This window comes from Nonomuraea sp. JJY05 (assembly GCF_043496855.1).
Lineage (GTDB): Bacteria > Actinomycetota > Actinomycetes > Streptosporangiales > Streptosporangiaceae > Nonomuraea.
The window spans coordinates 82,143-103,496 of record NZ_JBIEIS010000032.1 but is presented as its reverse complement, the minus strand read 5'-3'; the positions used below and the strand labels follow the sequence as shown (position 1 = coordinate 103,496).

The following is a 21,354-nucleotide window of genomic DNA, read 5'->3' as shown; positions in this document are numbered from 1 at the left end:
CGACGACAAAACCGCCGACCAGACTTCCCGGCACACCCATCAGGAACATATCAAAATGCGCCACGGGCCGCCGCTCGGGCACCCGGGCGGCGGCCCGTGGAGGTGGTCAGATCTTCCCGACGCCGGAGCCGGCGGTGACCGCCGCCTTCACCGTGTTCGGGTCGTCCAGGGTGTAGCCGTAGTACGAGCTCGGCTCCTGCACGCTGCCGCCGCAGTCGGGCGTGCCGGACTCGTCGACGAACACGTTGTTCCGCGCGACGCACCTGCCCGCGGGGCCGGCGTAGTGATTGCTCACCGGCTCCTCGACCCGCTCGAAGTAGTTGCCCTCGACCAGGCAGCCGGCGTTCGCCTGGCAGGCCACGCCGACGTCGGTGTTGTAGACGTAGTAGTTGTTGAAGACGTGCACCGGCTCCCCGAAGCGCACGCGCGGGTTGCGCTGCGGCGTCCGGTCGAACCAGTTGTGGTGGTAGGTGACCTTCAGCCGGCCGACGTCCTGCGCGCCGTTGCCGTCGTCGTGGCCGAGCAGCATGGTCTTGATGTGGTTGTGGACGTGGTTCCAGGAGACGGTGACGTACGAGGAGCCACGCTTGATGTCGATCAGCCCGTCATAGCCGCTGGCCAGGTCGTTGTGGTCGAGCCAGACGTGGTGGCTGAACATCTGGACGTTGATCGAGTCGTCCGTGGCGTTCCTGAACACCAGGTTGCGGACGATGACGTTGTGCACGGCGCCGGCGGGCGGCGAGGTGACCGCGTCGTCCACGGGGAGGCCGATGTTGAACCCGCCGCCGGTGATGCCCGAGTTCGCCCCGATGCCGACGATCGTCTTGTCGGAGGCGACGTTGTGCATGCCGGCCGGAACCGTGATCATCCCGTTGACGCAGATGTTCAGCGGGCCGCTCTGGCCGATCGCGGAGATCAGCTCGGCGGCCGTGTCCACCTCGACCGTGGGGCCGCCGGCGCCACCCGTGGTGCCGTTCTGGCCCCAGGCGTTCACCGAGGCGAACCCGGTGGGCGCGCCGGCGATGGAGCACGTGCCGGGCGGCGGCGGTGTGGGGCTGGTCGGCGGCTCGGTGGGCCCGCCAATGTCCGTCACCAGCACGTCGTCGAACGAGGCGCTGGCGTAGTAGCCGGCCAGCCCGGCCCCGCCGGAGCCGTAGGAGGAGTCCGTCGCCGAGACGACCTGCACGTTGTTCACGAAGCCGCGCAGGGTCGTGCCGAACGCTTCGAGCCGGAGCGTGTACCAGGTGCCCGCGGTCACGGTGGTCGCGGCCGTGGCGAGCGTGGCCGGGCTGCCGCCGGCCCGCTTGCCCAGGACGACCGAGCCCGCGTTGCTCAGCCCGAGGAAGTAGTAGCTGCTGGTGCTCTGCGCCCTGGCCAGGACCGCGACGTGCCGGTCGGCGCCGTTGAACGCGATCGGCCTGACGCGCGCCTGCACCGCCTGGTCGCTCCAGCCGGTGCCGGCCACGGCGCGGGCGTCCGCGCTGGTGCCGGACTGCCGGTACGCCTGGGAACCGTCGGCCACCACCGACCAGCTCCCCCCGGACCTCGACCAGCCGGTGGCGTTCCCGTCCTCGAAGTCGTCCGCGAACAGCGTCGCGGCGGACGCGCCGGGCAGTCCCAGCGCCCCCATCAGCACCAGCGCCCCGGCTGCGAGCGCGGCCATGCCTGAGCGGATCTTGCGTGCTTTGCCATTGCGCACTGTGTTGCCTCCGGTGGTGAGAGTGACCGGACGCGTCCCGCCTGCGTGGGTATGAGCTCGCGCGCTTCACACCTTTATGCAACCGATTGTTAGGCGAGTCAATGCGAAGGCTGTGCAGTTTTGTTGCAGTATTTTGCAAGCGCTTGTAAGAGTGCCGCGCTATTCGACCACGCCGTAGGAGGGCTTGCCGGCCCACTCGTAGGTGACGTAGACGACGCCGGCGTCGGTGGCGGTCGATCCGGTGAGCTTCAGCCCGGCCGGGGCGGTCCCCTCGGCGAACAGCCGCTTGCCCTCGCCGAGGATGACGGGGAAGACCAGCAGGCGGTACTCGTCGATCAGCTCGGCCCGCTGCAGCGTGCGGATGAGGTCGCTGCTGCCCTGGACGATGATCTCGCCGTCGGTGTTCTTCTTGAGCTCGGCCACCGTCTCGGCCGCCTCGCCCACCAGCACCTGCGTGTTGCGCCACTCGGCCGTCATCGGCGTCCTCGTGGTGACGTACTTGGCCATGCCGTTGATCTTGGCGCCGCCCTCCTCGTCGGGCACGTCGGGCCAGTGCGAGGAGAGGATGTCGTACGACCTGCGGCCCAGGAGCATGCCGTCCGCCCGCTCGAACTGCTCGCCCATGATCCGGCCGAACCCCTCGTCCACGTACGGCGGGAGCCAGCCGCCGTGCGGGAAGTCGTTGGAGTCGTCCTCGCCGGGCCCGCCGGGACCCTGCATGACGCCGTCCAGGGACAGGAAGGTCGAAACCACCAGCTTGCTCGCCATTTTCGCCACTCCATCTCGCCGTGAAGGTCTTCCGTCTTTCTGTGCCTTCAGCCTGGCGGACACCGTTTAAGGATTCCTTACGGCTTCCCTAAGGTCGCGAAAGTGGCTACGCGGCGTCGCGGTGGTGACCGTGGTACGGCGGGGCGAGGTCGGCGCCGCGCGGCCCCGACAGCGTGGCGCGCAGGTCCGCCATCTGGATGGTCCGGCTGATGTCGGTGGGCGTCAGCAGGCCGATCAGCCGCCCGGCCGAGTCGAGCACGACCGCGCGCCCGTCGGCGCTCCCCTCCATCCTGGCCAGCAGGTCGGTCAGCGGCTCGTCGGGCCGGGCCCGCGGCACCTCCTGCGGCGGGCAGGAGATGTCGGCGAGCCGGGTGGTGCCCCGCCGATCCGGCTCGACCCGGCGGATCCGGTTGAGCGTCACCAGGCCGGCGAAGGTCCCGTCCGGGGCGACCAGCGGATACGTGGACACATGGTGCCGCATCACGACCCGGTCGATGAGCCCGGACACGGTCTCGTCCGGCGAGGCGGTCACGGGGTGCCGCGACATCGCGTCCACGACCCGGACCCCGTGCAGGACGGTGCCGAGCCGGGTCTGCTGCTCCTCGGCGCTGGCGGCGTTGACCAGGAAGAGGCCGATCAGCGCCAGCCACAGCCCGTCGAAGCTGCGCCCGGTGACCACCTGCAGGAAGCCGATCGCGATGAGCGCATATCCGAACCAGCGCCCGGCCCGGGCCGCGGCGATCGCCGCCCGCGACCGGTCGTGCCAGCGCGCCCACAGGATCGCCCGCAGCACCCGCCCGCCGTCCAGCGGGGCGGCCGGGACCAGGTTGAACACGGCGAGGAGCACGTTCACCCCGGCCAGGTACGCGAACATGCCACCGGCCAGCGCCGCCCCGGAGACCAGAAAGGCGACCGCCCCGAACATCACTCCTGCCAGCAGGCTCGTCGCGGGCCCCACCACGGCGATCTTCAGATCCGCCCCCGGCGAGCGCGGCTCGCCGCGCAGCTCCGCGACCCCGCCCAGCAGCCAGAGCGTGATCCGCGACACCTCGACGCCCTCGTGCCGGGCCACGAGCGCGTGCGCCAGCTCGTGCGCGAGCAGCGAGGCCATGAACAGCACCGCCGCCACCACCCCGGCCAGCACGTAGGCGGCCGGCGGGTAGCCGGGGAAGACCGCGGGGAACCGTCCGAAGCCCAGCCCGAACACCAGGATCGCGACGATCACCAACACGCTGATGTTGAGCCCCACCCGCACGCCCCCGATGCGGCCCAAAGGGATGGATGAACGCATCTCGCCTCCCTGCGGCTGGATTTGTTCGCTCAAGCGCACCCTGCCCGCAAAAGCGCACCCCAAGCCCGGTTCAGGAGGCGCTGAGCACCCCCGCCAGCTGGGCGAACGCGGTGGCCGCGGGGAGCGGGTCGGCCGGAAGTGCCAGCAGGACGGTGCGCTCGGAGGCCGGTTCGAGAGGGACCGCGTGGACGCCCGGGTGGTGGTCGGGCAGCGACAGCTCGGGGACGACGGTCACGCCGAGCCCCTCGGCGACCATGGCGAGGATGCTGTTGGTGTCGCGGACGCGATAGTGGCAGCGCAGGCTCACCCCGGCCTCCCGCGCCAGAGCCGTGATCAGCGGTTCGCACCCGCCCGTCGACATGATGAACGGGTGCCTGGCCAGCTCGGCGACCGGCACGGAACCACGTACGGCCAGGGCGTGACCGGTGGGCAGGACGGCCAGCATCCGGTCGGTGGCCAGCGGGTGGGTGACCAGCCCCGCCGCGTCGGGGGCCACGGCGCCGGCCGAGACGGTGCCGACGTCGGCGGCGCCGGTCCGGAGCCAGTCGAGCACCTCCCCGTCCGACCCCTCGATCACGATGAGCCGCACGCGCGGATGGGCTTCCCCGAACGCCCGCAGGATCCGCGGCAGCAGGCGCGCGTTGGCGCTGGGGATGACGCCCACGCGCAGGCTGCCGGTGTCCGCCCCACGCGCCGCGGCCACCTCCTGCTCCAGCGCTTCGAGCTGGGTGAGGATGAGCGTGGCGCGGTGGCAGACGGCCCGCCCGCCGGCGGTCAGGCTCACCCCGTGGCTGCCCCTGACGAGCAGGGACAGGCCGAGCTCGCTCTCCAGGCTGCGCATGGCGTGGCTGACCGCGGACTGCGTGGTGTTCAGCTCCTCGGCCGCGCGGGTCATGTTGCCGGTACGCGCGACCGCCAGCAGGATTCTGAGCTGGGTGAACGTCATAGCGCCGCGCGCAGCAGCCCCACGACCAGCGGGTGCGGATGTCCGGGCAGCGATCTCGTCTGCGGCACGAAGAGCGTGGCCAGGTAGAACGGGTGGCCGGGCAGCTCCAGCACCCGGGCCTCGCCGCTCTCGTCGACGCCCGTCACGCGCAGGCCGCCCTCGTGCAGGGTGCTCTGGTGGGCCGGGTTGAGGCCGAAGTTGCAGTAGTACTCCTCCTTGACCTCGCTCTCCCCGTACAGGCCCGCCACCAGGGAGCCAGGCGTGAGCGTGACCGGCATGGTCCGGCCCGCGAGGGAGCAGGCCAGCTCGGAGACGAACAGGTTGGACGCGTACGGGTCGTACTCGGCGTGCTGCGCGTCCTCGAACCCGAGCACGTGCCGGGCGTACTCGATCACCACGTGCTGGCTGCCGCCGCACGTCCCCAGGGTGGGCACGCCCTGCTCGCGGCCGTGCCGGAGCGCGGCCAGCGCGCCGCGCAGGCTGCGGTACGGGCTTCCCGGGGCGCACCACAGCACGTCGGCGGCCCGCACGCCGGACAGGTCGGATTCGAGCGGCTCGGTGGCCAGCCAGCGGACCTCGATCCCGACGCCCAGGTGATCGGCGGCGTGGCCCAGCGCGTTGTCGGTGGCCACGTGCGGGACGAACGTCTTGTCGTAGTCGCCGACGATCGCGACCTTCAGCGAGGACTTCATGCGCCCACTATGCGGCGGCAGAGGCATGAACACCAATACCGAGCTGCGCGAACGTCATGAGTGAACGCTCATGTCAGCCGGAGGCGCGGTCAGCAGCGGCAGCATGACCTCCACGCGCGTCCCGGCCCCTGGCTCGCCGCCGACCACGCAGATCCCTCCCAGCTCCGCCGCCCGCTCGCGCATCGAGCCGAGCCCCACGCCCGCACGGTGCTCCTCGGGCAGCCCCTTGCCGTCGTCGGCGATCAGCACGCGCAGCACCGACCGCTCCCGCTGCAGGACGATCCGGCAGCTGGACGCCTGGGCGTGCCGCCGGACGTTGGTGAGCGCCTCCTGGATGATGCGGTAGACCGCCACCTCGACGGCCGCGGGCAGCTCCGACAGCTCGCCCTGCACCTCGACCTCGGCCGGCGGCGACGACTGCCCGGCCAGGTCGCCGATCGCGCGGGCCAGGCCCAGGTCGTCGAGGGCGGGCGGGCGCAGGCCGTAGACGAGCTCGCGGATGTCCCCCGTGACCGCGCCCATGCCGGTGTGCAGCTCGCGCAGCAGCTCGTCGGCGGCCTCCGGGGACTTCTTGAGGCTGAGCCTGGCCATGTTGATGGTCATCGCCATGGCCGAGAGCGTCTGGCCGAGCCCGTCGTGCAGGTCGCGGCGCAGGCGGCGGCGCTCCTCCTCCCTGGTCGTCAGGATGCGCTCCCTGGAACGTTGCAGGTCCGCCGCCATCCGCACCGCGTGCGCCACGTCCGCGGCGTACGGGGTGAGCGTGGCCAGCACCCGCTCGTTGTGCGCGGCGGGGAAGCGGCGCGGGCCCGGCGGGCCGACGAGCAGGCGGCCGACCCGCTCCCCGTGCCAGACCAGCGGCACCTCGCGGGGATCCGGGCCCACCCGGCCGTTCTCCACGTAGCGGGGCTCGCCGTCGGCCACCTCCACGGCCACGCCCTCGACCGCCAGGCCGTCGCGCAGCACGCTCACCACCGAGGTCAGCGCCTTGGCCGGATCGCCGCGCCGGACCGCCTGGGTCAGGCGCTCGGCCAGCACGCCCGGGTCGCCGACGGCGCCGTACAGGAGCCGGTCCACGGCCCCCTGCAGCGCCCGCCGCAGCGGCTGGAAGAAGGCGCCCGCGAACAGCGCGGCGGCGATCCCGGCCACCTGGCCGTAGCCGGAGACGAGCAGGCCGGACAGCGCGCCCGCGCCGAAGTACACGGCGCTGACCACGGCGACCACGCCGGCGGCCACGAACGCCCGGCTGATCACCGTGTCGATGCCGTAGAGCCGGTAGCGCATCACCGAGAACGCCATCGCGACCGGGATGATCGCCGCCCAGCCGAACGCGATCCACCCGAACTCGCGCACGAACGCGGCCATGACCAGGAACACGATGTAGCCGGCGAACGCCAGCAGCGGCCAGCCGATCTGCCGCCTGGTGACGGAGTCCGCGTGCCGCAGCCGCACCGCCAGCGACAGCGCCGACAGCGCCATGGCGACGTAGATGCCCGTCCAGGCCAGCACGGAGACCGTCTCCGCGTACGGGGCCAGCGCGAGGATCTGCAGCGGGTTCGGGATGACCTGGGGGTACGGGTAGCTCTCGAGCGGTGGCGGCACGCGGAACACGCCGCGCAGGAAGTCGGTCGTGATGGAGGCCGCGCCCAGTGCCAGGGCGAGACGCCAGCGCGGCGAGGGCAGGCGGCCGTCGGGCGAGTACAGCGGCAGCACCATCGTGAGCGTCAAGCCGCACACCGCCCAGCCGAGCTGGGCCGGCAGCCGCAGGTAGCCCGCGAGGACGAGGTCTCCGTGAGAGGCGGCCCGGAACATCATCGCCTGCGCGAAGTCGCTGACGGCGGCGGCCAGGCCACCCGCGCACATCAGCCACGCCAGGTTGAGGCGGGGCCGGTGGAAGATGAGGAACGCGCCGACCGCGGGGAACGTCAGCGCGGCGGCCGTCTGCGGGGACACCGTCCGCGCGGGCGTCCACTCGTCGGGCAGCCCGGCCCAGATCAGCAGCGCGACCACGGTGAGCGCCGGTGACACCACCGCCATGGTCACGGCAGCGGCTCTCGCCCCCCGTGCTGCCTTCTCGTCATCGGCGACCTCGGCGAATCCCCCAGCCATCCCGTGCTCCGCCTCTCCGATCCCCGGCACGCCTCCCGTAGAAGAGGATTATGACCCCTTAATCGGGATGAATCCGTCCGCCGTTTCCGGGACGTTATCCGCGGGGCCCTGCCCTGGCCCGCGATGACCGCTGAGCCAGGGCAGGGAGCATCGGTGCTATCCGACGGTGACCGTGGCCTTGGCGGCGACGGTCGTGCCCGCCACCTGACCGTTCACCGTGAACGTGCCCGGCTGGGCGTACTTGTCAGGGCTGATCGCCTCCCAGGTGACCTCGACCGAACTGTCCTTCGACCCGTCGTTGTACGTCGCCACGACGGTCCTGGGCAGCGAGGGAGCGACCCCGGCCCGGGTGGCGACGGCCTCCTCGGCGATCGAGGTGATCGTCACCGCCGAGGTCGTGCGGACGTACACGGTGGCCTGGGCGGGCTGGCGCACGCCCTCGGCCAGGCCGACGACCGTGAAGCTGGTGCCGCCGGTCTTGACCTGGTCGGGCGTCACCTGCTGCCAGGTGACGGCGGCCGAGCTGCGGGTGCCGTCCGCGTAGAGGGTCTCCACGGTGGCGGGCAGCTTCGGCAGCGTGCCGGCCAGGGTGGGGACGTGCACGGGGCGCACGGAGTCCGGCGGGACCTCGTACACCTTGACCTCCAGCAGGCCGAGCGACGCCCCGCCGGCCTCGAGCTGGACGCGCAGCTTCGAGGTCGTCACGGTGTCGAACGCGACCGTGTTGTAGGCGTCGGCCGCATTCGGGTAGGAGGCGGCACCGGTGACGTCCTCGAACGAGTCGCCGTCCCAGTACTGGATCTTCCACGAGGCGGGGACGCGCACGCCGCCGCCGTCGTCGAAGAAGTACACGTCGCTCTTGTTGACCCGCACCGCCGACGGCCAGTCGAGCTGCACCCACTGCGTGCCCTGCTGCGGCCAGGTGCCCCAGCGCGGGTTGGCGCCGTCGTTGGAGCGCGGCGGGTCGATGCCGTCGTTGATCGCGGTGACCTTCTCCCACGGCGAGGTGTAGGAGGCGGTGGGCGTGGCCTTGGGCGCCACGTTCACCTGCGTGGCCTGGGGCGTCGCGGTGACGGTCACGGTCGTGGAGGTGCTCTTCTCGCCGTCCGTGGCCGTGAGCTTCAGCCGGTACGCGCCCGCCTCGGAGAACGAGACCACCGTGTCGGTGCCCGTCGGGTTGGTGAAGAACGCCTCACCGGGCCCGTCGACCTTGACCCACTGGGTCGTGAGCTTGCCCGACGGCAACCCGTCGTCCTTGACCACCGCGTCGAGCCTGGCCTGGCCCGGGCGGGTGAACGTGGGGTCGGGCACGACCACCACGGACGGCGCCTTGTTGGTGACCGAGCCGCCGCCGTCGCCCGTCAGGTACGCCTGCGCCTCCTTCAGGCCCGTCGCGTAGCCGGGCTGGTGCGTGACCAGCACCCGCAGCTTCTGCGTCGTGACGGCCGGGAAGCGGACCACATTGAGGTTCGCCCGCGGCTGGACCGGCTTCCTGGCCAGGCTCGGCACGTCCTTCCAGGTGCCGCCGTCCTGGTACTGCACCGTGTAGAAGGCGGGTTCGCGGTAGCCGCCCGCCTTGCGGTCGTTGTAGAAGTACAGCTTGACCTGGTCGACCTTCTGGGCCGAGCCGAGGTCCGCCGCCAGCCAGTCCTGAGCGTTGCCGGAGCCCTTGCTGCCCCAGTACGGCTCGTTGATCGTGAAGCCGTCCACCGCGCCGGCCGGGTCGCCGTGGGAGGCGGTGGCGGACTTGACCAGGTTCGGGCGGGTGGAGCGCAGGTCCACGCCGGCCTTCTGGAACAGGTCCTCGACGCGGTCGCCCTTCAGCGCGACCTGGGCGGGGGTCTTCATCGAGGCGGCCTTCTCGGCGTGGACCACCTGACCGCCCTCGACCTTGCCCGTGGCCGGGTCCCAGACGGCGTGCGCCAGCCCCGACAGGGTGACCTTGCGCTTGCCGTCGATCAGGATCGAGTAGCCCTCGGGCACCCCGGCGTAGTGCTTGGTGCCGTCGCCCGGCTTGTCCCAGACGATGGTCAGGTCACTGCCCCGGTAGTTGATGCCGTTGACGCTGAAGTGGTCCCAGCCGATGTCCACCGGCCAGAGCTCGACCTTGCCGTCCGAACGCGGGCGCAGGCCCATGACGTCCTCGATGACGGTCCAGTTGCTGCTGCCCAGGATCGTGTGGTGGATCCAGGAGCGGTAGCCGATGGTCTTGGTGCTCTGGTTCCAGTCGGCCCAGAACTCGTTGGCGTCGGGGTAGCGGGTGTCGCCGCCGACGTACTGCGACCAGGCGTTCCAGTACAGAAGCTGCTTGTACTGGTCGGCGGTGATGTACGGCGAGGTGTACTGCCGCAGCGCCTTGGAGAACAGCGCGAAGTTCCGGGTGGAGTTGATCTGCGAGAAGTTGTTGGAGCCGGGGTTGCCCGCCGCCGCGGCCTCCGCCTTGTCCTTCTGGTTGGCGGTGTACGCCGGGAAGATCGGATATTCCGCGGGGTCGGTCCACAGGCGCAGCGCCTCCCGGTACTTCGGGTCGTCCGTCGGCACGAGCCCGGTGGCGTACGGGATGTAGTTGTTGGACTCCTTCCACGGGATCAGGTTGCCCGTCTGGAGGTCGCGGTGCTTGAACAGCTTGTTCTGCTCGTCCCAGAGCAACGTGAGGATGCCGTTCCTGACCTTGTCGGCCACGCCGCGCATCTCGGCCGCCTTGGCTGCGTTCCCCGTCAGCTCGTACGCCTGCGCCGCCGCCATCGCGTTGGCGTACACGTACGCGCCTTCGAGCCGCTCGTTCGCCCGCCCGTAGTAGTGGAACGACACCGCGTCGGCGTCGTTGCCGGTCATGTACTCCCGGTCGTACTCGATGACCCCGTTCTTGTTGGAGTCATAGGCGTTGAGCTGCCCGTACACGTCCTTCTCGGCGTAGCGGGCCAGGTTGCGCAGGATCGACGGCTGGCCGCCGTGGATCTGGTAGCTCTCCAGGGCCGAGGCCGAGATGTACTGCGTGTAGCTGTTCGACCAGTTCTCGGGGTCGCCCGGGTTGTCCGAGTACTTCGAGTTGCGCGAGACCTCGCCCGCCGACACCCAGGGCCCGTACGAGTAGATCGGGTCCCGCAGGTACTTCAGGTCCTGCACGAACATCGGCACGGTCAGCACGATCGCGTTGTTGTAGCCCAGCGCCCCCTCGACCGACGTGGGGAACTGGAAGTCGTTCCCGGGGATGTCGGCGTCGAGGAAGTTGAAGCGCATGAGCCACCAGCGGTAGTACACGAACTTCTTGATGTTCTCGTCGGGCACGTCGATGTAGGGCAGGTTCTCGGCCCACCAGGCGTTGTAGTCCTGGAGTTGGCGGCGCAGCGCCTTCTCGGGCGAGCGCCCCTTGTAGCCGTCGTACTCGGCCCGCGACCCGGGCAGCTCGTCGGTGACGAAGCCCATCTGCACCTTGGTCCGCACGGTCCTGCCCGGCTCGACCGTCAGCGAGCCCTTGAGCGTGCCGTCGGAGACCTTCAGCCCGTCCCCGCTGAGCCGGGGGAAGATCGTGGTCAGCTTGTTCTTGGCCCAGACGGTCCCGGTCAGCTCACGGTCGCCGTCGGGCGTCCTGGTGTAGGGCGAGGTCACGGTGATCGGCACGGAGCGCGCCGCGGACCCGGTGTTGGTGATCTCCAGCGTCGTCACGGCCACGTTCTCGTGGGTGATGAACTTCTTCACCCCGACCGACAGGCCGTCGCCGGTGTACTGCCCCGTCCAGTGGCTGGGCATCTGCAGGCGCTTGGAGACGTCCTCGGCGAGCTGGGCGCCCAGGGAGACCTCGTACGCGCCGCGGTTGTCGATGCTCTCCCAGTACGCCACGAACCCGCCGAAGCCGATGACCGAGGGATCGTGCTCCTTCATGAACAGCGCCCGCCCGCGCGTCATCAACCACGGGCCCGCCGGATCGTCACCGGGGCGGGCCAGCATGCGGTCGATCCAGTATGAGTCGCCGCCCTTCTCCTTCTTGTAGATCTCCTCCATCATCTTGCGGGGGTGGTACGCCACCGGTTCGGCGGGCACCGGGTCCGCGCCCGTGAACACCGGCATCCCCAGGTCGTCCTGGGCGGCGTACGAAGGTGACGCGGCAAGCGTAGCTGTGAGCGCTAACACAGCTAAGCACACCAACGGTTTACGCACTTGCCTCTCCTAGATCGGTAGCCAGACACGCATGGTCGCGGGGCCGCGGTTGCCCCACCGGTGATAGGGCACGAGCCGGAGCTTGACGTCGGCGCCGCCCGCCTGCCCGTCGGAGGCGGGCGCGTACGGCCAGCCGTTGCCGTCGCCGGCGCCCAGCGACGCCTCCACCTCCAGCTCCACCACGCCGTCCGCCTCGTGGTGCTCCACGGGCGGCTGGACCCGCGCGGTCAGGTCGCCCAGCGGCGGCTCGTCGGCCACCGACTCGGCGCAGTAGACGAGCGGCCCCCGCTCCACCGCCGCGCTCCCCCGCAGCGCGTCGATCCGCCGGTCCGGCAACGTCCACCTGGGCGCCATCGGCAGCTCCAGCCGGATCTCGTCACCGGCCCGCCACGGCCCCTCGACGTAGGCGTAACCGGGATCGACCGGGCGCACCACCGGGCCCTCCGCCAGCGGCGCCTCCGGCGAGGACGCCGGGACGTGGGCGAGCGTGGCGTCCGTGGCCCAGGCGGGGACGCGCAGCCCGATCCGGCCCTCGCCGCCCTCCAGCACGCGCACGCTCACCGAGCCGGTCCACGGGTAGCCGGTCTCCACCCGTACCGCCAGCCCGTTGTGCCGGATCTCCGACGGCGTGTGGTGGTGGATCTGGATCCCGTCCGCGGTGGTCGTGGCCACGTACGCGGCCAGCGAGGCCATCGTGCGGGCGATGTTGTTGGGGCAGCAGGACACGTCGAACCAGGGCGAGCGCAGCCCACCCTCCGCGGCGTGGTTGACCCCCTCCAGCGGCACCGCCGGCACCCGCACCTGCAGCGGGTTGGCGTAGAAGAACGACTTGCCGTCCAGCGCCACCCCCGTGGCGAGCATGTTGTACAGGGTGCGCTCGGCGAGGTCGGCGTAGCGGACGTCGCCGGTGGCCAGCAGCAGCCGGTGCGCCAGCATGACGGAGGCGATGCTCGCGCAGGTCTCGTTGTAGGCCCGGTCCGGCGGCAGCTCGTAGTCCTCGCCGTACGACTCGTCGGCATGCCTCGAGCCCATGCCGCCGGTCAGGTGGGTACGCCGGGCCACCGTGCGCTCCCACTGGGACTCGATCGCCTTCAGCAGTTCCTGGTCGCCGGTCTCGATCGCCACGTCCACCACGCCGGAGGCGAGATAGAGCGCGCGCACCGCGTGCCCGCGGAACACCTGCGCGTGCCTGACCGGAATGTCGTCCTGGTAGTAGATCCGGCCGAAGGGGATGTCGGCGAGCGCGGGCAGGCCGCGGCGCTCGACGAAGCGGCGGGCCATCTCCAGGTAGCGCTCGGTGCCGGTCGCGCGGTAGAGCTCGACGAGGGCCATCTCGATCACGGGGTGGCCGCAGGTCCGGGTGCCCTCCATGAAGCGGCGGCACACGTGGTCGGCGGCCTTGACCGCGACCCGGGTGAGCTGGTCCTCGCCGTGCATGCGCAGCCGGGCGACCCCGGCCTGGATCAGGTGCCCGTAGCAGTAGAGCTCGTGGCCCCACTCGAAGTCGGTGTAGCGGCTGCCGGACCAGCGGGTGTTGATGTAGCCGTCGCCCTCCTGGGCCTGGGCCACGGTCTCGGCCAGCGCGGGCAGCGCCGGGTGGTCGGCCCAGGCCATGGCCTCCAGCAGCTTGTAGATCTCGGAGTCGCTGAACTCCCGCCCCCGGCGGGGCCGCTCGCCCCGGAAGTTGCCGATCCAGCCTTCCCGCTCTTCCCATTCCTGGCAGTGGGCGATCGTGACCTCGCGGTTGAGCGCGGCGCGGTCGCCCCAGAAGCCGGGGAGCAGCCGTACCGCGTCGAGGCCGAGGGGGGACAGGGCGCCCGATGAGGGCAGGACAGGGTTAGCCACGCAGAGCTCCTGACATGAATCCGCGCACGTAGTGGCGCTGCAGCACGATGAAGAGGATGAGACAGGGGAAGGCCATGACCATGACGCCGGCCTGGAGCATGCCGTAGTCGATGGCGCCGAACGTCTGCTGCGTCATGCTGACCACGGCCACCGGCAGGGTGAACGACGCGCCGTCGTTGAGCAGGATGAGCGGCGCGAAGAAGTCGTTCCACGACGCCAGGAAGGCGAACAGGCCCACCGTGATCAGCGCGGGCCGCACGGCCTGCAGCAGGATCCTGGCGAACGCCCTGAACGTGCCGCAGCCGTCCACCAGCGCGGCCTCCTCCAGCTCGCGCGGCAGCGCCTCGAACGCGTTGCGCATCATGAACAGCGCGAACGGCAGCTGGAACATGACGAACACCAGCGAGAGCCCGACCAGGGAGTTCTGCAGGCCGAGGTAGCCGAGCAGCACGTAGAGCGGGATCAGGATCGTCGCGTACGGCACCATGAGGATCGCCAGCGTCGCCAGGAACAGCAGGTTCTTGCCCGGGAAGTCGAAGCGGGCGAAGCCGTAGCCGCCGAGCGCGGAGACGACCAGCGTGCCCGCCACCGTCATCACCGACACCAGCACGCTGTTGGTCGCGTACGTGCCGAGCCCCTCGCCGAAGCGGGCCATCTCCAGGTAGTTGGACGGCTCCTCGAACGAGGCGTAGCCGCTCCACACCAGGGGGAACAGGAACAGCACCGCCAGGGCGGACAGCGTGAGGTAACGGCTCATCGCAGCCTCCGCATCATCAGCGTGTTGAGCCCGACGAGGGCGACCAGCAGGACGACCGAGAGCGCCGCCGCGCCGCCGAGGTCGAAGCGGAAGAACGCGTCGCGGTAGACGACCATGACCATCGAGACCGTGCTGTTGTCGGGGCCGCCGTTGGTGAAGACGAAGAACTGGTCGAAGGCCAGCAGCGAGCCGGTGACGCTGAGGATCAGCATCAGCGCCAGCGTCGGGCGCAGCAGCGGGAGCGTGATCTTGGTGAAGATCTGCCAGCGGTTCGCGCCGTCGCTCCTCGCGGCCTCGTACACCTCGGTGGGGATGGCCTGCAGGCCGGTCAGCAGGATGAGCATGTTGAACCCGGCGAAGCGCCACAGCACCAGCGTGATCGTGGAGAACAGCGCCATGTTCGGCGTGCCGATCCACTTGACCGGCTCGCTGGTGATGTGCAGTGCCTGGAGCAAGGGGTCGATGGGGCCGAAGTCGTTGTTCAGCATCCCGTAGAACAGCAGACCGGCGGCGGCGAAGCCCACGGCGCCGGGCAGGAAGAACGCGGTCCTGAAGAAGCCGATGCCCGGCTTGCGGTCCTGCACCAGCATGGCGAGCCCGAGCGCCACGGCCGACAGCAGGACGGTCGTGATGGCCGTGTACTTGAGCGTGAAGAGGATCGCGTCGATGAAGAGCGGGTTGTCGCCGATCTTGAGGTAGTTGTCGGGGGCGTTGAACGTGGCCTGGCCGAGCAGGGGCCAGCGGTTCAGCGACATCCAGACGACCAGCACGAGGGGCGCGATGAAGAGCACGCCCACGATGACGGCCGTCGGAGCCGTGTACAGCCAGCCCTGTACCTTCCTGCTCCGCCACCGGGCGGAAGGCGCGGAGTGCGCCGCCCGCCGCCCGGTTCGGTTCATCGTCAGAGTCATTGTTGAAGTGACTTCGTGATCTCGGCGTTGAGCTGCGGGAGCTTCGAGGCGTCGCCGAACACGGCCTCGCGCGCGAAGCGCAGCCAGGGACCCTGCGGGTCGTTGAAGGTCTGGCCGAAGCGCAGCGCGTACGGCGTCTGGCCCTTGGCCACCAGCGAGTTGATCATCACCACGCGCGGGTCCTCCGCGGAGTACTTGTTGCCGGCCAGGTCGGTGCGCGCGAGCACGTCCTTGTTCTTGGCCATGACCTCGACCTGGGCCTCGTCGCCGACCGTCCAGGACAGGAAGTCCCAGGCCGCGTCCGGGTTCTTGGACGTGGCGGAGATGCCGACGGAGTCGCCGCCCACGAACGTGGACTCGCCGCCGTCGGGGCCGGAGATCGGGGCGACGCCGATCTTCATGTCCTTGGGCATGAGGCCGAGCGTGGTGGAGGGCATCGGCATGACGCCGATCTCGCCCTTGGGGAAGAAACCGGTCCAGGTCGGGCCCTGCTCCTCCTTGGCGGTCGGCCCGGTGACCTTCTTGTCGTACAGGTCGCGCCAGATCTTGAACACGTCGGTCATCGCGGCCTGGTCGTTGAGCGACTGGGTGCCCTCGGCGTTCATCACCTGGCCGCCGGCGGCCCACACGGAGGGCCAGAATGTGAAGACGTAGCAGCCGCCGCAGTTGCCGCCGAAGAAGGTGCCGTGGACCTTGCCGTCCTTGCCGAGCTTCTCCTGGATCGTGGTCGCCTGCTGGGCGAACTCCTTCAGCGACTTCGGTCCCTGCTCCGGGTCGAGCCCGGCCTTCTGGTAGAGGTCCTTGTTCCAGAACCAGACCGACAGGTCGAGCGTGTGCGGGAGCGTGTACATCTTCCCGTCGAGCGTGCCGAGCTTCATGTGCGACGGAGCCAGGCCGTCCTTGAACGGCAGCTTCGCGACCCTGTCCGTGATGTCCATGAACAGACCCTGGGAGGTGTAGTTCGGGACGAAGATGACGTCGGCCGCGAACACGTCGGGGAGCTGCTTGGCACCGGCCGCCGCGGCGATGCGCGGCTGGTAGTTGTCGGTCGGGATGACGGTGAGCTTGACCTGAATGTTCTTGTGACTGCTGTTGTAGGCCTTGACCAGCCGCTCGCTCTGCGTCTGGGTGGCCGCACGGGTCCACATGGTGATCGTCACGGGACTCTCCGCCGACGGCGTGCCGCCCCCACCACCACCGCCGCCGCTGCCGCAGGCCGCCGCTGTGAGCGCTAACACACCGAGGAGGGAGATCCCGGCCAGCCTTCGTCTCATGATGTGCTCCTGGACTTAAAGGTTTTCGGAAACGTAGAAGAAACAAGAGTCCATGTCAATGGGTGCTAGGGTTCTATGCAGTTCACAGGTGACGAAAAGGGTTTCGAAACATGGCGAGTAAGCGGGCGACCATCTCCGATGTGGCCTCGCTGGCGGGGGTCTCGATCGCCACGGCGTCCAAAGCACTCAACGGGCGCCAGGACGTGCGGGCCGCGACGCGCGAGCGGGTGCTCGCCGCCGCGGCGGAGCTCTCCTTCCAGCCGAACGCCCTGGCCAGGGGGCTGATCTCAGGGCAGACGCGCACGGTCGGCCTGCTGACCTCCGACAGCGTCGGCCGGTTCGGCATCCCCGTGCTCCTCGGGGCGGAGGACGCGTTCGGGGCCGGCGAGATGGCCGTGCTGCTCTGCGACGCGCGCGGCGACGCGATCAGGGAGCAGCACCACGTACGGGCGCTGCTGTCGCGCCGGGTGGACGGGCTGATCGTGGTGGGCGAGAGCACGAGCCCGCGGCCGTCGGTGAGCAAGGACCTGCCGGTGCCGGTCGTCTACGCCTACGGCCCCTCGGAGGACCCGTCGGACGTGTCCTTCGTCCCGGACGACGTGGGCGCGGCCGCCATGGCCGTCAACCACCTGCTGGCGATGGGCCGGCGCAGGATCGCGCACATCACGGGGCCCACGCACTACAAGGCGTCACGCGACCGCGAGGAGGGCCTGCGCCAGGCACTCGCGGAGGCGGGGCTGCCGCAGGCGGGGCAGACGCTGTCGGGACCGTGGTCGCAGCGATGGGGGCGGCACGCGGCCGAGATGCTGCTGATGGCCGAGCCGGAGGTCGACGCGGTGTTCTGCGGCAGCGACCAGATCGCGGCCGGGTTCGTGGAGACGGCCAGGGAACGCGGGCGGCGGGTGCCGGAGGACATCGCGGTGGTCGGCTACGACAACTGGGAGGTGCTCTCCACGGAGACCCGGCCCGCCCTGACCACCGTGGACATGAACCTGGAGCAGCTGGGGCGCACCGCGGCGCAGCACCTGTTCGCCGCCATCGACGGGAAGGCGACGCCCGGGGTGCACAAGATGCCCTGCCAGCTCGTGATCCGCGACTCCACCTCCCCGCCGGGCCTCTCCTGAGGCGGCCCGTCAGGGGCAGCGGACGATCATGCCCGCGTACGACAGGTTGCCCCCGAAGCCGAACAGCAGCATCGGCGCCCCGCGCCGGACCTCGCCCCGCTCCAGCAGCTTGGACAGCGCCAGCGGCACGCTCGCGGCCGAGGTGTTCCCCGAGTCCACCACGTCGCGCGCCACGATCGCATTGACGGCGCCGAGCTTGGCCGCGAGGGGCTCGATGATGCGCAGGTTCGCCTGGTGGAAGACCACCGCCGCCAGGTCCTCCGGCCGCACGCCGCCGCGCTCGCACGCCTTCCTGGCGAGGTCGGGGAGCTGGGTGGTGGCCCAGCGGTAGACGGTCTGGCCGTCCTGGGAGAAGCGGGTCGGGGTGCCCTCGATGCGTACGGCGGTGCCCAGCTCCGGCGCGGAGCCCCACACCACCGGGCCGATCTCCGCCTCCGGGGCCGCGCTGATCACGGCCGCCCCCGCCCCGTCGCCGGTCAGCACGCACGTGGTCCGGTCGGTCCAGTCGGTGACGGCCGTCATCTTGTCCACCCCCACGACCAGGGCGTTCGTGGCCGCGCCGGCTCGGATGGCGTGGTCGGCCACGGCCAGGGCGTGGGTGAATCCGGAGCACGACACGCCGACGTCCATCAGCCCCGCGCTGGGCACGCCGAGCCCGGCGGCGACGCGGGAGGCGATGTTCGGGGCGCGCTCGGTCTGGGTGCAGGTGGCGATCAGGAGCAGGTCGATGTCGGCGGCGCCCAGGCCGCTCGCGGCCAGGGCCTTCGCGGCGGCGTGCCGGGCGAGGTCGGTCACGGTCTCGTCGGGTCCGGCGACGTGCCGGGTACGGATGCCGACCCGCTTGGTTATCCACTCGTCGCTGGTGTCCACCATGGCCGCCAGCTCATCATTTGTCAGGATTTTTGCTGGTTGATAGTGACCTGTGGCGACAAGTCGTGATCCCGTCATGAGGCGGGACTATAGCAAGCGAACGTTCGGACGCTAAACTGCCCGCATGAGTCCCCGCAGATCCGTCGCCGAAGCCCTCGGCACCCGCGCGGCCATCCTGGAGCGCTCGGTCGCCATCGCCTCCGCGGAGGGGCTCGAAGGGCTGACCATCGGCCGCCTCGCCGGCGAGCTGGGCATGAGCAAGTCAGGCGTGCTCGGGCACTTCGGTTCCAAGGAGACGCTGCAGCTGGCCGTCCTCGACCGGGCCGGGGAGATCTTCCGCGCCGAGGTCTGGGAGCCCGCCCGGCCCGCCGCACCCGGACTGACCCGCCTGCGGGTGCTGTGCGAGGCGTGGATCTCGTACCTGGAGCGCGGGGTCTTTCCCGGCGGGTGCTTCTTCGTGGCCGCGGCCCACGAGTTCGACGGCCGGCCTGGGCCGGTTCGGGACGCGGTCGAGACCAGGTTCGACGCCTGGCGGGGACGGCTGCGCAAGGAGGCCGGGCGCGCGGTCGACGCGGGCGAGCTGCCGGCGGGGACGGATCCGGATCAGCTCGCGTTCGAGCTGCTCGGCGCGGTCATGGCCCTGAACCACGCCCTCCAGCTCCACCACGACCCAGCCGCCCCATCCCGGGCCCGCCACGCGATCCGCACCCGCCTCACCCCCTGACCCCGGCAGCCACCCGGACGTCGCTCTCACCCCAGCCCGCACCCCGCCGCCCAGCCCGGACCCGCCACCCAGCCCGGACCCGCCACCCGGCTCGGCCCCGCTACTCGTCCGGCGAGCCGCTCAGTGCGGACTCACCTCCCAGCCCTCACAGCAGAGGGCGCTCCCGGGGTGCTCCGGCGGCCGACCTTCACACCGTGAGCCCACTCGGGCGGTGTCGCCCTGCTCGCCTCCCCGGGCGCGGGCATGCGAAAGCTCGGGCGCGGCGGATGCGGCGCCCGAGCCCGGGTTCCAGCCGTCAGGTGCCGGTCGACAGTTGCTCGAAGAGGGCCAGGGCCGCCTCCCGGACCTCTTCCGGGGAGACCCCGTCCAGCGTCTTCCTGGCATCTGAGATGTCGCGAGTGGTGGCGAGCGTGATGGCCACGGACGAGGCTGCGGCGTGGTCGATCGATCCCGTCGGGGCGGCGTCCGCCAGTTCCTGGGCGCTCGCGGCGAGGTCGAGGTTGTCTCTCAACGGATCTCCTCGGATGAAGACGGCTCGGCCCATTGCATCATTTGGCATCATGCCGCATCCACCATTCGGTGAATTCACGACACCGGCCGTCGGGCACAAACCTGATCACCCACAGATTACTGTACGTTTTGTCGGGATATGTCGTGACCCCCTGGATAACGCTGACGTCGTCGGCCACGTTCACCGGATGCCACTCGAACTCGGCCTCACCAGGCTTGTCCTGCCGCCCGAGCCACTGCGAGACGATGTCGTCCCGCCCCTGCCACGGAGAGCTGTACGGCTCGGTGTAGTAGACGGCGTCCTCGGTGAACAGCGCGGCGATGTCGTCGGGATCGTTGGAGTTCCAGGCGCGTACGTACCCCTCGATCCATGGGCCCGGCTCGACCATTGCTACCCCCCTCAGCGGGTCATATCGCCCGCCTACCCACCCGACCAGCCGTTAAGCGCCGATCATGGGGACCACGCCTGGTCACGGTCTCATCTCGTTCAGGTAAAGGGGTACTCAGGCGCCCTCCTGCGTACTCCGTCAGAGTTGGAGCCGGGGGGGGAGTGATGACGGCTCCGGGACGTGCCGCGAAGGAGGGGACGGCACGTGCCGCGGGTCGGGACGTGCGGTCTGCCAGCCGCCGCCCCCCCACCCGCGGCACGCGCCGAGGCCGCTACATGGAGTGAGCGGGGCCGGTGCTGCCACGCGGCGTGAGCACGGCCGCCCGGTCCTCGTACGGGGGCACGCTCTCGCCCGCGATCAGCGCGAGCAGCCGCTGGGCGGCGTGCGCCCCGTAGGCGGGGATGTCGCGGGTGAGCGCGGTCAGCGGCGGCCGGACGACCTGGGACAGCGGCGAGTCGTCCCAGGCCACGATGGACAGGTCGCGCGGCACCTCGACCCGCATCTCCTGGGCCACGGACATGCCCGCCACGGCCATGATGTCGTTGTCGTAGATGATCGCCGTGGGCCGGTTGGGCGAGCTGAGCAGCCGCCGGGTGGCCCTGGCGCCCTCCTCGCCGGTGTAGTCGGTGTGCACGGTGACGTGCTCGGCCACGCCCTCGCACGCCTGCTCGAACGCCTGGTCGCGGACGGTCGTGTGGACCAGCTCCGGCAGCCCCGCCACCCGCGCGACGCGGCGGTGGCCCAGCGCCACCAGGTAGCCGACGGTCTCGCGCACGGCCTCGCCGTCGTCGGACCAGACCGCCGACAGCGAGCCCGACTCGGTGGGATGTCCGATGACGACGACCGGCATGCCCAGCCGCTCCAGCTCGACCACTCTGGAGTCCGAATAGTGCAGGTCCACCAGGAACACGCCGTCGATGCGGCTCTCGCCCCACCAGCGCCGGTAGACCTCGCTCTCCTGCTCATGGCTCGTGACGACCTGGAGCAGCAGCGCGTACGAGCGGTCGGCGAGCACGCCCTCGATGCCGCTGATCAGCTCCATGAAGAACGGCTCCACGCCCAGGATGCGGGCGGGGCGGCAGAGCGCGAGGCCCACGCAGTTGGCCCTGGCGCCGTTGAGCGCTCGCGCCGCGCTGTTGGGCCGCCAGCCGATCTCCTCGGCGATGGCGACGATCCTGGCCCGCGTCGCGTCCGATACGCCCGGTTGCCCGTTGAGCGCGTAGGAGACCGCCACTTTGGACACTCCCGCCCGGCTGGCGATGTCGGCGATCGTGGGTCGCTTCACGGGCT

General features: G+C 70.6%; 17 protein-coding genes. 2 read left to right on the top strand and 15 right to left on the bottom strand.

Features of this window, described 5'->3' with window-relative positions; genetic code table 11:
- Positions 1 to 106: 106 nt before the first annotated feature.
- From ACFKCF_RS40175 to ACFKCF_RS40125, 11 genes are all read right to left on the bottom strand, one after another.
- Positions 107 to 1,663 carry a polysaccharide lyase family 1 protein gene (locus ACFKCF_RS40175; protein ID WP_394500563.1) on the bottom strand — a complete coding sequence of 519 codons (1,557 nt, stop codon included), beginning with the start codon at positions 1,661 to 1,663 and terminating at the stop codon, positions 107 to 109.
- Between the two features lie 195 nt (positions 1,664 to 1,858).
- Positions 1,859 to 2,467: a dihydrofolate reductase family protein gene (locus ACFKCF_RS40170; protein ID WP_394500562.1), complete on the bottom strand. Its 609-nt coding sequence runs from the start codon at positions 2,465 to 2,467 to the stop codon at positions 1,859 to 1,861.
- Positions 2,468 to 2,573: 106 nt separating this feature from the next.
- Entirely contained in the window at positions 2,574 to 3,758 is a 1,185-nt protein-coding gene (locus ACFKCF_RS40165; protein WP_394500561.1) for a site-2 protease family protein, read from the bottom strand.
- A 70-nt stretch (positions 3,759 to 3,828) separates the two neighbouring features.
- Positions 3,829 to 4,704, bottom strand: coding sequence for a LysR family transcriptional regulator (locus ACFKCF_RS40160; protein ID WP_394500560.1), 876 nt, complete (start codon positions 4,702 to 4,704; stop codon positions 3,829 to 3,831).
- The gene (locus ACFKCF_RS40155; RefSeq protein ID WP_394500559.1) at positions 4,701 to 5,396 is read right to left on the bottom strand and encodes a hypothetical protein; all 696 of its coding nucleotides are present in this window, start codon (positions 5,394 to 5,396) and stop codon (positions 4,701 to 4,703) included. The genes ACFKCF_RS40160 and ACFKCF_RS40155 overlap by 4 nt, the downstream gene beginning before the upstream one ends.
- A 54-nt stretch (positions 5,397 to 5,450) precedes the next feature.
- A complete protein-coding gene (locus ACFKCF_RS40150; RefSeq protein WP_394500558.1) occupies positions 5,451 to 7,502 on the bottom strand; it encodes a sensor histidine kinase in 2,052 nt (683 codons plus the stop codon).
- Positions 7,503 to 7,658: 156 nt separating this feature from the next.
- Complete coding sequence (locus tag ACFKCF_RS40145) at positions 7,659 to 11,570, bottom strand: Ig-like domain-containing protein (protein WP_394500557.1); 3,912 nt, start codon at positions 11,568 to 11,570, stop codon at positions 7,659 to 7,661.
- Positions 11,571 to 11,669: 99 nt separating this feature from the next.
- Complete coding sequence (locus ACFKCF_RS40140) at positions 11,670 to 13,505, bottom strand: glycoside hydrolase family 127 protein (protein WP_394500556.1); 1,836 nt, start codon at positions 13,503 to 13,505, stop codon at positions 11,670 to 11,672.
- Positions 13,498 to 14,262 carry a carbohydrate ABC transporter permease gene (locus tag ACFKCF_RS40135; RefSeq protein ID WP_394500555.1) on the bottom strand — a complete coding sequence of 255 codons (765 nt, stop codon included), beginning with the start codon at positions 14,260 to 14,262 and terminating at the stop codon, positions 13,498 to 13,500. Before ACFKCF_RS40135 ends, ACFKCF_RS40140 begins: the two co-directional genes overlap by 8 nt.
- The gene (locus ACFKCF_RS40130; RefSeq protein ID WP_350738316.1) at positions 14,259 to 15,161 is read right to left on the bottom strand and encodes a sugar ABC transporter permease; all 903 of its coding nucleotides are present in this window, start codon (positions 15,159 to 15,161) and stop codon (positions 14,259 to 14,261) included. The genes ACFKCF_RS40135 and ACFKCF_RS40130 overlap by 4 nt, the downstream gene beginning before the upstream one ends.
- A gap of 8 nt (positions 15,162 to 15,169) precedes the next feature.
- Complete coding sequence (locus ACFKCF_RS40125) at positions 15,170 to 16,447, bottom strand: ABC transporter substrate-binding protein (protein ID WP_394500554.1); 1,278 nt, start codon at positions 16,445 to 16,447, stop codon at positions 15,170 to 15,172.
- 110 nt (positions 16,448 to 16,557) lie between these two features.
- Here ACFKCF_RS40125 and ACFKCF_RS40120 point away from each other — a divergent pair, with 110 nt between their 5' ends.
- Entirely contained in the window at positions 16,558 to 17,571 is a 1,014-nt protein-coding gene (locus tag ACFKCF_RS40120; protein WP_185068896.1) for a LacI family DNA-binding transcriptional regulator, read from the top strand.
- A gap of 9 nt (positions 17,572 to 17,580) precedes the next feature.
- Here ACFKCF_RS40120 and ACFKCF_RS40115 read toward each other — a convergent pair whose 3' ends face one another.
- Positions 17,581 to 18,519, bottom strand: a complete 939-nt coding sequence (locus tag ACFKCF_RS40115; protein WP_394500553.1) for a beta-ketoacyl-ACP synthase III — start codon at positions 18,517 to 18,519, stop codon at positions 17,581 to 17,583.
- Positions 18,520 to 18,565: 46 nt separating this feature from the next.
- Between ACFKCF_RS40115 and ACFKCF_RS40110 the strand changes: the two genes are divergently transcribed.
- Positions 18,566 to 19,165, top strand: a complete 600-nt coding sequence (locus tag ACFKCF_RS40110; RefSeq protein ID WP_394500551.1) for a TetR/AcrR family transcriptional regulator — start codon at positions 18,566 to 18,568, stop codon at positions 19,163 to 19,165.
- Positions 19,166 to 19,460: 295 nt separating this feature from the next.
- Here ACFKCF_RS40110 and ACFKCF_RS40105 read toward each other — a convergent pair whose 3' ends face one another.
- The 3 genes from ACFKCF_RS40105 to ACFKCF_RS40095 all read right to left on the bottom strand — a co-directional run bounded on the left by ACFKCF_RS40105 (position 19,461) and on the right by ACFKCF_RS40095 (position 21,349).
- Positions 19,461 to 19,676 (bottom strand): hypothetical protein, encoded by a 216-nt coding sequence (locus tag ACFKCF_RS40105; protein ID WP_394500550.1) that lies wholly within the window; start codon positions 19,674 to 19,676, stop codon positions 19,461 to 19,463.
- 37 nt (positions 19,677 to 19,713) lie between these two features.
- Positions 19,714 to 20,064, bottom strand: coding sequence for a nuclear transport factor 2 family protein (locus ACFKCF_RS40100; RefSeq protein ID WP_394500549.1), 351 nt, complete (start codon positions 20,062 to 20,064; stop codon positions 19,714 to 19,716).
- Positions 20,065 to 20,335: 271 nt separating this feature from the next.
- Entirely contained in the window at positions 20,336 to 21,349 is a 1,014-nt protein-coding gene (locus ACFKCF_RS40095) for a LacI family DNA-binding transcriptional regulator (RefSeq protein WP_394500548.1), read from the bottom strand.
- Positions 21,350 to 21,354 lie beyond the last annotated feature (5 nt).

Excerpts from the sequence above, each read along its gene's own strand:
- ACFKCF_RS40175 (WP_394500563.1), bottom strand. The coding sequence starts at position 1,663 with ATGGCCGCGCTCGCAGCCGGGGCGCTGGTGCTGATGGGGGCGCTGGGA.
- ACFKCF_RS40170 (WP_394500562.1), bottom strand. The coding sequence starts at position 2,467 with ATGGCGAGCAAGCTGGTGGTTTCGACCTTCCTGTCCCTGGACGGCGTC.
- ACFKCF_RS40165 (WP_394500561.1), bottom strand. The coding sequence starts at position 3,758 with ATGCGTTCATCCATCCCTTTGGGCCGCATCGGGGGCGTGCGGGTGGGG.
- ACFKCF_RS40160 (WP_394500560.1), bottom strand. The coding sequence starts at position 4,704 with ATGACGTTCACCCAGCTCAGAATCCTGCTGGCGGTCGCGCGTACCGGC.
- ACFKCF_RS40155 (WP_394500559.1), bottom strand. The coding sequence starts at position 5,396 with ATGAAGTCCTCGCTGAAGGTCGCGATCGTCGGCGACTACGACAAGACG.
- ACFKCF_RS40150 (WP_394500558.1), bottom strand. The coding sequence starts at position 7,502 with ATGGCTGGGGGATTCGCCGAGGTCGCCGATGACGAGAAGGCAGCACGG.
- ACFKCF_RS40145 (WP_394500557.1), bottom strand. The coding sequence starts at position 11,570 with ATGCCGGTGTTCACGGGCGCGGACCCGGTGCCCGCCGAACCGGTGGCG.
- ACFKCF_RS40135 (WP_394500555.1), bottom strand. The coding sequence starts at position 14,262 with ATGAGCCGTTACCTCACGCTGTCCGCCCTGGCGGTGCTGTTCCTGTTC.
- ACFKCF_RS40130 (WP_350738316.1), bottom strand. The coding sequence starts at position 15,161 with ATGAACCGAACCGGGCGGCGGGCGGCGCACTCCGCGCCTTCCGCCCGG.
- ACFKCF_RS40125 (WP_394500554.1), bottom strand. The coding sequence starts at position 16,447 with ATGAGACGAAGGCTGGCCGGGATCTCCCTCCTCGGTGTGTTAGCGCTC.
- ACFKCF_RS40120 (WP_185068896.1), top strand. The coding sequence starts at position 16,558 with ATGGCGAGTAAGCGGGCGACCATCTCCGATGTGGCCTCGCTGGCGGGG.
- ACFKCF_RS40115 (WP_394500553.1), bottom strand. The coding sequence starts at position 18,519 with ATGACGGGATCACGACTTGTCGCCACAGGTCACTATCAACCAGCAAAA.
- ACFKCF_RS40110 (WP_394500551.1), top strand. The coding sequence starts at position 18,566 with ATGAGTCCCCGCAGATCCGTCGCCGAAGCCCTCGGCACCCGCGCGGCC.
- ACFKCF_RS40100 (WP_394500549.1), bottom strand. The coding sequence starts at position 20,064 with ATGGTCGAGCCGGGCCCATGGATCGAGGGGTACGTACGCGCCTGGAAC.